This window comes from Variovorax sp. YR752 (assembly GCF_943372545.1).
Genome location: NZ_CALRZC010000246.1, coordinates 1 through 11,925, shown reverse-complemented (window position 1 = coordinate 11,925; position 11,925 = coordinate 1). Strand labels below are relative to the sequence as shown.

Annotated in this window: 11 protein-coding genes; 3 read left to right on the top strand and 8 right to left on the bottom strand. The window is 70.6% G+C overall.

Annotation, left to right across the window (positions count from 1 at the left end):
- The 3 genes from AAG801_RS35120 to AAG801_RS35110 form a co-directional block, all read left to right on the top strand.
- Window positions 1-533: ABC transporter substrate-binding protein (locus AAG801_RS35120; protein ID WP_341892577.1), on the top strand; the 533-nt coding region annotated here is incomplete at its 5' end.
- Window positions 534-543: 10 nt separating this feature from the next.
- Window positions 544-1,410, top strand: coding sequence for a GNAT family N-acetyltransferase (locus AAG801_RS35115; protein ID WP_341892576.1), 867 nt, complete (start codon window positions 544-546; stop codon window positions 1,408-1,410).
- Entirely contained in the window at window positions 1,407-1,961 is a 555-nt protein-coding gene (locus AAG801_RS35110) for an SET domain-containing protein-lysine N-methyltransferase (protein WP_341892575.1), read from the top strand. Before AAG801_RS35115 ends, AAG801_RS35110 begins: the two co-directional genes overlap by 4 nt.
- A gap of 24 nt (window positions 1,962-1,985) precedes the next feature.
- Here the strand turns inward: AAG801_RS35110 and AAG801_RS35105 are convergent, their stop codons facing one another.
- The 8 genes from AAG801_RS35105 to AAG801_RS35070 form a co-directional block, all read right to left on the bottom strand.
- Window positions 1,986-2,270 (bottom strand): DUF1090 family protein, encoded by a 285-nt coding sequence (locus tag AAG801_RS35105; protein WP_341892574.1) that lies wholly within the window; start codon window positions 2,268-2,270, stop codon window positions 1,986-1,988.
- A 145-nt stretch (window positions 2,271-2,415) separates the two neighbouring features.
- Entirely contained in the window at window positions 2,416-2,850 is a 435-nt protein-coding gene (locus tag AAG801_RS35100; protein ID WP_341892578.1) for a VWA domain-containing protein, read from the bottom strand.
- Between the two features lie 203 nt (window positions 2,851-3,053).
- Window positions 3,054-4,112, bottom strand: coding sequence for an ATP-binding protein (locus tag AAG801_RS35095; RefSeq protein WP_341892573.1), 1,059 nt, complete (start codon window positions 4,110-4,112; stop codon window positions 3,054-3,056).
- On the bottom strand, window positions 4,109-7,921 hold the full coding sequence (gene cobN, locus AAG801_RS35090) for a cobaltochelatase subunit CobN (RefSeq protein ID WP_341892572.1): 3,813 nt from the start codon (window positions 7,919-7,921) through the stop codon (window positions 4,109-4,111). Before cobN ends, AAG801_RS35095 begins: the two co-directional genes overlap by 4 nt.
- 7 nt (window positions 7,922-7,928) lie before the next feature.
- A complete protein-coding gene (gene cobW / locus AAG801_RS35085; protein ID WP_341892571.1) occupies window positions 7,929-8,996 on the bottom strand; it encodes a cobalamin biosynthesis protein CobW in 1,068 nt (355 codons plus the stop codon).
- 81 nt (window positions 8,997-9,077) lie between these two features.
- Window positions 9,078-9,755, bottom strand: coding sequence for an energy-coupling factor ABC transporter permease (locus AAG801_RS35080; protein ID WP_341892570.1), 678 nt, complete (start codon window positions 9,753-9,755; stop codon window positions 9,078-9,080).
- Window positions 9,756-9,828: 73 nt separating this feature from the next.
- A complete protein-coding gene (locus AAG801_RS35075) occupies window positions 9,829-11,367 on the bottom strand; it encodes a PepSY domain-containing protein (protein WP_341892569.1) in 1,539 nt (512 codons plus the stop codon).
- Between the two features lie 10 nt (window positions 11,368-11,377).
- A partial coding sequence (locus tag AAG801_RS35070) for a TonB-dependent receptor (protein WP_341892568.1) occupies window positions 11,378-11,925 on the bottom strand: 548 nt, incomplete at its 5' end.

Sequence of the window (11,925 nt, the reverse complement as noted above, 5' to 3'; positions counted from 1 at the left end):
GCATCAAGGTGCTGGCGCTCGACGCCAAGACCCATGCCGACATGCGCCGCGTGATGGAAACCGTGGCCCGCGCCACCGGCAAGCCGGGCGCAGGCGAGGCTTTCTGGCGCACCCTCGATGCCCGCCTGAACGCAGCGCGCGCCCGCGTGCCGCTGAACTGGCAGGGGCGGCGCGTGTACTTCGAGGTGCATGGCGGCGTCGCCGCTGCGAGCGAAAGCTCCTTCATCGGCGAGACCCTGGCGCGCCTGGGCCTGGCCAACGCCGTGCCGGGCTCGCTCGGCCCTTTCCCGAAGATGAACCCCGAGTTCGTGGTGCGCGCCAACCCCGACGTGCTGATGGTCTCGGCCCTCGGCGAAATCTCGGCGATGGCCACGCGGCCCGGCTGGTCGGCCATGTCGGCCATCCAGCGCGGGCGCGTCTGCAGCTTTGCCTCGGCGCGCTTCGACCTGATGATGCGGCCCGGCCCCCGGCTCGACGAGGCGGCCGATGCCATCGTGAATTGCCTTGCGTCGCTGGATGCGCCGCGCAACTGACCCTCTCCCCATGAACTTTGACATCGTTCCCGCCGCGAACTTCGGCACCGACGAACTCACCGCCCTCTGGAACCGTTCCTACGAAGACTATTTCGTGCCGATCGCTTTCGACCGCGCGATGTTCGAGCGCCATGTGCGGCGCGCCGAAGCCGACCTTGCGCTCTCGCGCGTGATCGTCGTCGATGGCGACGCCTGCGGCCTCTCGCTCGTCGGCCGGCGCGGACCGCGTGCCTATCTCGCGGGCTTCGGCATCGCGAGCGCGCAACGCCGTCGGGGGCTGGCGAAGCAGCTCATCGAGGCGCAGCTGCACGACCTGTCGGCGGCCGGCATCGCGCAGGTGCAGCTCGAAGTGATCGAACAAAACCCGGCACGGCAGCTTTACCGGCAAGCGGGTTTCGTTGAAGTTCGCACGCTCGAGGTGCTCGAAGGCAGCTTCGAATCTGCCGCCAATGCCGCGAACCCGATGACGCCCGACACCGACGCGCTCGCCGCTGTGCATGCAGCCTGCACCGCCCTCTCGCGCCCCACCTGGCGCCGCGAGTGGCCGACCGTGCAAGGTGCGCTGACGCACGACGGTGCCGTGGCCCTGGGCACGTCGACCGGCGGCTACGCCATCCTCTTGCCACCGGCCCTGCCGCTGCACGCGCTGCTCGACGCCGCCGCACCCGATGAGGTCTCTGCCCATGCATTGCTCGACGCGCTCGCGCAGGCACGCCCCGGTGCACGCTGGCGGCTGGTCGACGAGCCCGAGAGCAGCCCGATGCACCGCACCATGACCGCACGCGGCGCCACGCTGGTCATCCGCCAGATCGAGATGACCGCGACACTCCAGCCCACCTCTTCTTCTTCCGATTCTTCGCGCCCCGTCCGTTCATGAAGCCCAACAAGCGAACCTCGTCCACCCCGTTCATCCGTGTGGGCCCCAGCGGCGTGCACGGCCTGGGCGCCTTCGCCACGCGCGACCTGCCGGCCGAAGCCTTCCTCGGCCTGTACGAAGGCCGCCGCTACACCAAGCAGGAAGTCGCTGCCAAGGCCTGGGACGACCAACTGACGTACCTGTTCACGCTGACGACCGGCGAGACCATCGACGGTGCCAAGGGCGGCAACGCCACGCGCCACCTCAACCATTCGTGCGAGCCGAACTGCGAGGCAGTCGAGGAGTTCGACGAGGCGGGCGAGATGGTGCTGCGGTTCCAGACGATGGAAGCGGTGGAGGCCGGCGACGAACTCTTCATCGACTACTCGCTGACGGCCGACGACGGCTCGCCGCCATCGAAGTACCCATGCCATTGCGGCTCGTCGAGCTGTCGCGGGACGATGCTGGCGCCGGTGGAGGCTGTGGCGGAGAAAGACGGGCCGGCCACCCCCGTCGATGTGGCGCCGGCTGTTTCAGACCCGCGCAGGCCGCTCAGCGAGCTGCCCTGGTGAAGTAGCGGCGACAGCCGCCAAGGTTCAGGGCGACTCGCTCTTCACGCTGCGCAGTTGCGCCTCCGCGCGTTCGAGCTCGGCACGCAGCGTGCGGATCTCGTGCTCCAGCTTTTCGATGCGCGCTTCTCGGCTCACCGGTGCCAGCGCATGGCAGCGCAGCTGCAGCGCGCTCAGGGTGTCGGCCAGTTCGCGCCGGCGCAGCATCTGGCCGCGGGAACGGGCCAGGGCCATGTCGCGCTCGAGCACCGCTTCCTGCGCCATGCAGTTTTCGGCATTCAATGGCTGTGCGGAGGGCTCGGCTTGTGCCAAGGCGGCGGGTATTGCCAGGGTCAACGCAAGGGCCAGGAGACGGGGTTTCGGACGCATGCCGTACGGTACCTGAACTCCCCAACGGAACAGGCCTTCACCCCTTCAGATCGCAGCCGTTCCGGTCGGCCAAGGTCGCACCTGTGATTCAGGCGCTGAGGTAGCGCGCGTCCCACTGCGCCGCCAGCTGCCGGGCCCGGTGCAGCGGTGTGCGGGCGCGCTCGAAGTCCATCACGCAGGCGACGTCCGCGGCGGCGGGGCGCGCAGGGCTTTCGTTGCTGCGGCCGTCCGTCAGCAGCCACAGCCAGCGCTGGCGGGTCTCGTGCTTTGCCAGCAGCTGCTGCGCGCGCTGCACGCCCAGCGCCAGGGGCGTGCCACCACCGGCCGCGATGGGTGCGACCCAGTCGTCGTTCCAGGCGCTCGCACGGCGCGGCGGCAGGCGCAACTCGACCACATCGCCAGCGAAGCACAACAGCGCGACGTGATCGCGCCGCTGGTAGGCCTCCTGCATCAGCGCGAGCAGCTGGCCCTTGGCGCGCGCGAGCTGGCCGTCGTGGCGCATCGAGGCCGAGCAGTCGAGCAGGAAGCAATGCAGCGTGCCGCTGCGCGCCTCCTGCGGACGATGGCGCAGGTGCGCGGCCTGCAGCCGGTCCGCGCCACGGGCGACGAGCGTGCGCGGCCAGTCGAAGGCGGTGCCGGGCGCGGCGGCGCCGTGCCATGCGTCCCGTTGCGTGCCCTGCCTCCGGTCACCCTGGCGTGCGCCAGCGGGTGCGGCGTCCCGGAGGCTCAGGCTTTTTTTGGGGCGGCCTGCTGAGCGGAAATCAGCGGACGCAGCGGCTTCACGCGTTCGATGCCGACTGGCTCGGGCGGCATGGCGCCCCAATCGCCGTCGCCAGCATTGCGCGCGGGCGCGTCACCGGGGTTGCGACTCGGTGCGGGTGATGCCATGGGTGGAGCAACCGCCGCTTCGGCCGCCGGATGCCGACGGTGCAGCAGCACCGCCTCGGCCACGCGCTGCACGTGGTCGTCGGTGATCGATGCCGCGCCTTCCCAAGCCGCGAGCGCGCGTGCGGAGCGCAGCATCACAAGGTCGGCACGCAGGCCATCCACGCCGGCCGCAATGCACAGCGCGCCGACGGCTTCGTGCACCGCATCGCCATACGGCAAGGCCGCAGCGTCTGACACGAGCCCTCGCGCACGCACCAGGGCAGCGGCAAGCGCGGCTTCTTCATCCGCATGCGCCGCGCGAAAGCCCTGCGGATCGGCATCGAAAGCCAACCGTGCACGCACGATGGCCTGCCGCTCGGCCGCGTCGTGCAGGTTGCGCAGCCGCACGCACAGGCCGAAGCGGTCGAGCAGCTGCGGGCGCAAGGTGCCCTCTTCCGGGTTCATGGTGCCGACCAGCACGAAGCGCGCGGCGTGCCGGTGCGAAATGCCATCGCGCTCCACCACGTTGACGCCGCTGGCCGCTGCATCGAGCAGCGAGTCGATCAGTGCGTCGGGCAGCAGGTTGATCTCATCCACGTACAGCACGCCGCCATGCGCACGCGCGAGCAGGCCGGGCGCGAACTTGTGTTCGTGGCCGGCCAGCGCCTGCCCGAGGTCGAGCGTGCCCACGAGGCTCTCGAGGCTCGCACCCAGCGGCAGCGTGACGAAGGGCGCGCCGGGCAACAGCTCGGCGAGCGCGCGCGCGGCCGTGGTCTTGGCGGTGCCGCGCGGGCCTTCGATGAGCACGCCGCCCAGCGCGGGATCGACCGCGGCCAGCAGCAGCGCCTGGCGCAGCTGCGGCTGGCCGGCAATCGCGGCAAAGGGAAACGGCACCGGCATCGGGGCGGCTGTGGTCATCGGGGGCTTCCTTCCATCTGCTGCTCGTGGTCGAGCAGCAGGTTTTCCAATTGGTTCTTGTAGTCGCCGGGCGACTGCCAGAGGCCGCGCTGCATGGCTTCGAGCAGGCGGTTGAGCATGTCCTGCAGCGCGCGCGGATTGTGCGCGTTCACGAAGTCGCGGGTGGCGGCGTCGAGCACGTAGGCGTCGGCCACCATCGCGTACTGGTGGTCGCCCACCACGCGCGCAGTGGCGTCAAAGCCGAACAGGTAATCGACCGTCGCAGCCATCTCGAAGGCGCCCTTGTAGCCGTGGCGTTTCACGCCGTCGATCCACTTCGGGTTGACCACGCGCGAACGGATCACGCGGCTGATTTCTTCCTTCAGCGTGCGCACGCGCGGCGCCTGCGGGTTGCCGTGGTCGCCGTGGTACATCGCCGGCTGCTGCCCGCTCAGGTGGCGCACGGCGGCGGCCATGCCGCCCTGGAACTGGTAGTAGTCGTTGGAGTCGAGCAGGTCGTGCTCGCGGCTGTCCTGGTTCTGCAGCACGACGTTCATCGTGCGCAGCCGGCGCACCAGCGCATCGCTGGCCGGCACGCCGTCGCTGCCCTGCCCGTAGGCATGGGCGCTGCCGCCGACGTAGGCCTTCGACAGGTCGTCGTCGGTCTGCCAGTCGCCGTGGTCGAACAGCGGCTGCAGCCCCGAGCCGTAGCTGCCGGGCGCGGAACCGAACACGCGCCAGCCGGCCTGCGTGCGCGCCTCGCCGGGCGCCACGCCCTGCGCTTCGAGCGCCGCCGCCTCGCGCAGGATGCGTGCGCGGATCGGGTTGCGCTCGGCGTCTTCGTCTTCCTGCGCGGCCACGGCCTGGACGGCCGCGTCGAACATCTGCACGGCGTTGGGAAAGGCGTCGCGGAAGAAACCCGAGATGCGCAGCGTGACATCGATGCGCGGACGCCCGATGCCGACCGTGGGCAGCACCTCGAAGTCGACCACGCGCTGGCTGCCCGGTGCCCACTTGGGACGCACGCCGATGAGTGCGAAGGCCTGCGCCAGGTCGTCGCCGCCGGTGCGCATGGTGGCCGTGCCCCAGACCGACAGGCCCAGTGCGACCGGGTAGTCGCCGTGCTCCTGCAGGTGGCGTTCGACCAGCTGCGCGGCGGACTTGAGCCCCAGCATCCAGGCGGTGGGCGTGGGGATGGCGCGCGTGTCGACCGCGTAGAAGTTGCGCCCGGTCGGCAGCACGTCGGGCCGGCCGCGCGAAGGCGAACCGCTCGGGCCCGGCGGCACGAAGCGGCCTTGCAGCGCGCGCGAGAGCTGACGCAGTTCTTCCCCGCCGCACGCATCGAGCGCGGGCGCGAGGTGGTGTTCGATGCGGCTCATCACGGCAGCGGTGCGCGACAGATCGGGCGGGCAGGCTTCCGCTTCGAGCAGCTGCTGGGCCAGCAGCTCCAGCCGCTCCCGCGTGTCGCCCTGGTGGCGCCACGCCTCGTCGCTCACGGCCGCCAGCAGTGCGGGCCGCGCGCCCTGCCAGGGCCGCGCTGCGTCGATGTCGAGCGGGTCGAAGGCCTCGCCCGGCAGCAGGTCGGCCGCGAGCGCGCCGAGCAGCCCGGCGTTCTCGCCTGTGCCGTCGCCGGCCGGGTAACGCGCGAGTGCGAGCAGCGTGTCGCGCCGCAGCCGCGCGCGCGGCGAATCGCCGAACACATGCAGGCCGTCACGGATCTGGGTCTCTTTCAGCTCGCACAGGTACGCATCGACGCGCGCCAGCACGGCATCGTCTTCCGCGCCCGGCATGCCCAACTCTTCGACCAGGTGCTGCGCGCGCACGGTCGCGAGGATCTGCGCGCGCAGCACCTTGGCGCGGCGCGCATCGACCAGCAACGCGTCGTAGTACTCGTCGACCTGGCGCTCCAGGTCCTGCAGCGGGCCGTGGTTCTCGGCGCGCGTGAGCGGCGGCATCAGGTGGTCGACGATCACGGCCTGCGTGCGGCGCTTGGCCTGCGCGCCCTCGCCGGGGTCGTTGACGATGAAGGGGTAGACGTTGGGCAGCGGCCCGAGGATCGCGTCGGGCCAGCAGGTGGCCGCGAGCGCGAGGCTCTTGCCCGGCAGCCATTCGAGGTTGCCGTGCTTGCCGACGTGGACCACCGCGTCGATGGCGAACACATCGCGCAGCCAGAAATAGAACGCGAGGTAGCTGTGCGGCGGCACCAGCTCGGCGTCGTGATAGCTCGCGTAGTCGGCCAGGCCCAGCGGGCCGAGTGCGCGCGCGGGCTGGATGCCGACGAACACGCGGCCCAGCCGCAGCCCGGCGATCATGAAGCGGCCCTGGCGCAGCATCGGGTCGTGCTCGGGCGGGCCCCATTGCGCGTCGATGGCAGCGGCCATTCCGTCTGGCAATGCTGAAAGACGTGCGCGGTAGTCGGCGAGCGCGTAGCTCTGCCACGAAGGCCGCGCAGCCCACTGCGCGGGATCGTTGGCGATGCCCTCCTGCAGCGTGCGCATCAACGCATCGCCGTCCGCGGGCAGCGCGTCGAGCGTGTAGCCCTCGGCCTGCATCGTGCGCAGGATGGCCATCACCGACGCCGGCGTGTCCAGCCCCACGCCACTGCCGATGCGGCCTTCACTGCCGGGGTAGTTCGCCAGGATCAGCGCGACGCGCTTCTCGTCGGCGCGCAGACTGCGCAGCCGGCACCAGCGGCGCGCCAGCTCGGCCACGAAGGCGATGCGGTCGGGCTCGGGCCGGTAGCCGACCACCTCGGTCTGCGTGAGTTCGCAGCGGTGCGACAGGCCCTTGAAGCTCACGGCACGCGTGACGATGCGCCCGTCCATCTCGGGCAGGGCAATCTGCATCGCGATGTCGCGTGGGCGCAGGCCCTGGCTGTCAGCAAGCCAGTCTTCGCGGTTGCCGCCGCTCACGATCACCTGCAGCACGGGCGCGTCACCGGCCAGCGCCATGGGCTCGCCGTGCTCGTCCGAAGCGCCCTGCCCCAAGGCAGCGAAGGCGGTGGTGTTGAGCACCAGCTGCACGTCATGTTCGACGCACAACGCGCGCAGTGCGGAGAGGCACAGCGGGTCTTTCAGCGAATCGAGCGCCACGGGCAGCGGGTTCAGTCCTTCGGCATGCAGCGCGGCGGCCAGCGCATCGAAGGCCTCGGTGTTGCCCGACAGCAGGTGCGAGCGATAGAACACCAGCGCCACCACGGGCGCGTTCGCATGCCAGCCGGCCCGCAGGTCGTCGATGCCCGCAACCGTGTGCGTCGCGTCGATGCCACCGGGCACATGCAGCGCCACCTGCGGCAGGCTGCGCGGCGGCAACGGTGCCTCGCCGTGGCCCAGGCCATGGAAGGCCACCGCGCGCAGGAACTGCGCCGCGTTGCCCGCGCCGCCCGAGCGCAGGTACTGCCACAGCTGCCGGCTCACACCGCGCGCCGCGGTGCCGCGCGCGAGCAGGTCTTCGTCTTCCTGCAGGTCGCCCGAGAACATCGCGAGCTGCTGGCCCTGGCGCTTGGCGAGCTTTTCGAGCTGCTGCAGTCCGTAGGCCCAGGCCGATTCGGCCCCCAGGTGATCGACCACCACCACGCGCGCATGCCGCAGCACCTCGTCGACGTACAGGTCGAGCGATGCGGGCTGGCGCAGGTGCATGAGGTTGGCCAGCCGCAGCGACGGGTAGCCGGGGTCGGTGGCCGCCAGCGCCGTGCGCGCGGCGGCGAGCAGCGCGAGCGTGGTGTCGGCCGAGCTGAGCACCACGATGTCGCCCGGCGTCTGGTCGAGCCGGGTGACGACGCTCGGATCGTCCTCGACGAAGCGTCCGGGCTGGGTGCTCAGCAGGTGCATGCGTTGATCAGGCGGGCACGGCGGCCACGCCTTCGAGCGCCTTGCGCAGCGCGGCCTCGTCCAGGTCTTCGCCGATGAACACGAGGCGCGTGCGCTGCGCCTCGCCGTCGCGCCAGCGGCGGTCGAAGTGGTGGTCGAAGCGGCGGCCCACGCCTTGCACCAGCAGGCGCATCGGCTTGTTCGGCACGGCCACGAAGCCCTTCACGCGGTAGATGGTGTGCTGCTCGACCAGTGCGGTCAGCACGGCGATGAGCTGGTCGCGGCCCACGGGCGGCAGCTCGATCACGAGCGAGTCGAACTCGTCGTGGTCGTGGTCTTCCTCGTGGTCGTGGTGGCTCTCGCGCAGGTGAATGGTGCTCTCGGCGGCGCGGCCCTGGCCCAGCAGCAGCGCGAGCGGCAGCTTGCCTTCGATGGCGCCGACGATCTTCACCTCGGGCGGCAGCTCTTCGCGCACCAGCGCCTCGACCTGCGCGCGCGCGGCGGCGTCCATGAGGTCGGTCTTGTTGAGCACCACGAGGTCGGCGGCCGAGAGCTGGTCTTCAAACAGCTCGTGCAGCGGCGATTCGTGGTCGAGGTTGGGATCGGCGCGGCGCTGCACGTCGACCTGCGCGGGGTTCGCGGCGAACTGACCTGAGGCAGCAGCGGGGCCGTCGACCACGGTGACCACCGAATCGACGGTGAAGATGTTCGCGATGTCGGGCCACTGGAAGGCCTGCACCAGCGGCTTGGGCAATGCGAGGCCCGAGGTCTCGATGAGCACGGCGTCGATGTCGCCGCGGCGCTCGGCCAGCTGCAGCATCACGGGCAAAAACTCTTCCTGCACGGTGCAGCAGACGCAGCCGTTGGCGAGTTCGTACAGCGCGCCTTCGCGCTCGTTGCCTTCGTCGTCGCAGCCGATGCCGCAACCGCGCAGGATGTCGCCGTCGATGCCGAGTTCGCCGAACTCATTGACCACCACCGCGATGCGGCGGCCCTCGGCATTGCCGAGGATGTGGCGCAGCAGCGTGGTCTTGCCGCTGCCGAGGAAGCCCGTGACGATGGTGACGGGGATCTTGGCGTTGTTGCTGGATGTCATGGAGTGAGTGCTTTCAGGCGCCGAGGGCGCACAGGGAATCGGGCGCCGGCAAGCGGCGCCCCATCTTCAGATTGGCGCGAATCAGACGGCGCTGTACAGGCGGCGCTCGACGAGGGCCGTGCCCTGCAGGCGGCGCCAGGCCTTGGCCGCAGCCAGCACGCCCAGGTCGACCAGCGGCTCGACCAGCACGACGGTCATGTAGGCCGCGCCGAAGCTGGCGATCTGGCTCAGGTTCTCAAGCCCCGTGCCGCGGCCGTAGAGGGCCCAGAAGCCGACCCACACCACGATGCCGCCCTGGTAGGCCACCGACAGCTTGAAGGCCTGCTGGTAGCTGATGTCCACGTAGGCCATGTGGGCGGGAATGATGCGGCGGGCCAGCGCGGCGGTGGCGAACAGCGGCACGAGCAAGGTCGTGACGTTCATGCCGTACTGCGGCAGGTCAGGGGGCGCGAAGAACAGGCTCTGGATGAGCAACCCGCCCGCCAGGCCGATGGCCGCAGGCGCGAGCCCGAAGAGGAGCATCAGCGTGGTGCCCAGAATCAGGTGCACCTCGGACACGCCCACGGGATGGTGCGGGAACACCTCGAAGAAGCAGAACACGAGCATCACGGTGAAGACCGAGCGCAGCGCCAGGCCGATGGGGCCGTCCTTCAGCAAGGTGTCGAAGGCGACTTTGCCCGTGTAGGCCAGCGCAGCCGCCCCTGTGGCATAGCTGAGGAAGATCTTGGATCCGTCGACGAGTCCGGGTTCGATGTGCATCGCGCACCTCCTGAAATGCACCGAAGTGCGAAAGTTGATTGTTGGGGGATGGACCGGCTTGCGCAAGTCCCCGTCATGAAACCCGGGAGCCTTGCAGCCCCCGCTGAACAGGCGATGGCTGTGGCTTGCGCCGCAGCCGCCGCCAGCCGATCACCACGCCACTCGCCGAAGCGACGGCGCCGATGATCGACAAGAACCACACCACGAAGTCCCAGGCCGGCCGGTACTGGATGAGCCAGGGAAAGTCGAGGCTGTGCGCGGCGTTGAAGAGCCAGCGGCGCAACCGCGCGTTGCGGTCGTTGCTGCCGGCCACCTGGCCGCTCGTGGGATCGATGTAGAGCCAGCTGCGCGCGGCGTCGTCGAACTCCAGGCGCCACACGGGCAGCACGCGCGTGCGGTGGTGGCCGTACCAGTGGAAGTCTTCGTGCGTCTGCAAGGTGGCCTGCGTGATGGTGGCGCCGGGGCGCAGGCGTACGACGGCGCGCACGATGTCGTCGCGGGCGACAACGGCTGGTGCGCCAGTGGCCGCATCCACCACGCGCACGCGGGCCTGCGCATCACGCAGTTGCAGCAGCGGCTTGCCGTCGAACCACATCAACAGCGCCTCACGCGGTGCGCCAGCGCCCTCGCCTGTCGGCAGCACGGCCGGCGGCCAGGGGAACGGCGACGCGCCGGCGCCCGTGTAGCGCGCCATCGCAGCCGCATCGGCGGGCCCGCGCTGGAACCAGCCGTTGGGGTTCATCGAGAGCCAGCCGCTCACGATCCAGGTCAGCACGAAGAAGCCGCCGATGAGCCCGGCGATGTGGTGCCAGGCCATCCAGCCGGTGTACGGCGTGACCGCGCCGCTGCGAAAGCGCCGCCGCAGCCGGATGCGCAGGATGCCGATGACGATGCCCGTCACGGCCGAGACGATGCACGCGGCCGATAGCCACACGACCACGTCGTGCCACAGCGGCGGGTCGGCGCGCAGCGGCGTGAAGTAGATCCAGTGCGGCACGGCGCCCAGCCAGTTCCAGAAGCGCTCGGTGCGCGTGGCGTCTCGCACCACCTCGCCGGTGCGCGAGGACACGTAAAGCTCGGTGCCCGCCGCGTCGCCGACTTCGATGCGGTGCAGCGGGCGCAGCGGGTTCAGGCCCTGCGGCACGGTCCACTGGTCGCGCTCCAGCGTCTCGGCCCAGCGTGCGCCGGGCTGCGCGGAGAAGTCGCGGGCGATGGCCTCGGCCTGCGCCGCATCGACCGCGCCGAGCACACGGCCGTCGCGCGCGGACACCGCATGCCGCCCGCCGCGCGCATCGACGATGCGCCACACGGGCTGCGGGTCGGCGCCGGCCTGCATCTCCAGCGCCATGCGCCTGGGCTGCTGCGCGCGCACCGCTTGCGGCAGCGCATCGAGCGCGGCGGACGGCGTGACCACTGCCTGCGCGAAGCGCACCGGGCCGAGCCCCGCCAGCCGTTCCTCGTCCGTGAGGTTCGGGTACCCCACGTACATCATGACCACGCCCGAGACGAACCACATGACGAACAGCAGGCAGCCGCCGATGCCCAGCCATCGGTGCGTCCAGTACAGCGCCCGCCGCAGCGGGGGCCATGTACGTTGCCATGCGGTGCTCATGCGGCCGTGCTCAGAAGGTCACGAACGCCGACAGCTCGAACGAGCGCGGCCGGCCCAGCAACCACTGGTTGCCGCCGTTCGAGAACGAGACCGGGTACTTGCGGTCGGCCAGGTTGAAGGCGCGCAGCGCGAGCTTGAGCGACGGGTTCGCCTGCCAGCTCACGCCCGCGTCGGCCACGGTGTACGAGCCGATCTGCCGCGTGTTGGCCGCATCGACCTGCCGCGCGCCGACGTGGCGCACGCCGAACCTGGCCTCCCACTGCGGCAGGAAGTGCCAGTGCAGCCACAGGTTGGCCGCCACCTCGGGCACGCCGGCCGGCGTGTTGCCCGCGCGCGAGACCAGCGACTTGCCGACCGCCTCGTTGAAGTCGCCATAACGCGCACGCAACCGCGCGGCGTTGGCTTCGAGCCGCAATGTGGAGGTCAGCGCGAGGTCGAGCGTGGCCTCGATGCCTTCGGACGACTGCTTGCCGATCTGCTGCACGACGGTCGGGTCGTTCGCGTCGCGCGACAGCAGCTTGGTCTTCTCGATGCGGTAGGCCGCCACGCTCCAGGCGC

What these genes read in the sequence shown, in the direction of transcription:
- AAG801_RS35115 (WP_341892576.1), top strand. Translation starts at nt 544, where the DNA reads ATGAACTTTGACATCGTTCCCGCCGCGAACTTCGGCACCGACGAACTC.
- AAG801_RS35110 (WP_341892575.1), top strand. Translation starts at nt 1,407, where the DNA reads ATGAAGCCCAACAAGCGAACCTCGTCCACCCCGTTCATCCGTGTGGGC.
- AAG801_RS35095 (WP_341892573.1), bottom strand. Translation starts at nt 4,112, where the DNA reads ATGACCACAGCCGCCCCGATGCCGGTGCCGTTTCCCTTTGCCGCGATT.
- cobN (WP_341892572.1), bottom strand. Translation starts at nt 7,921, where the DNA reads ATGCACCTGCTGAGCACCCAGCCCGGACGCTTCGTCGAGGACGATCCG.
- cobW (WP_341892571.1), bottom strand. Translation starts at nt 8,996, where the DNA reads ATGACATCCAGCAACAACGCCAAGATCCCCGTCACCATCGTCACGGGC.
- AAG801_RS35080 (WP_341892570.1), bottom strand. Translation starts at nt 9,755, where the DNA reads ATGCACATCGAACCCGGACTCGTCGACGGATCCAAGATCTTCCTCAGC.
- AAG801_RS35075 (WP_341892569.1), bottom strand. Translation starts at nt 11,367, where the DNA reads ATGAGCACCGCATGGCAACGTACATGGCCCCCGCTGCGGCGGGCGCTG.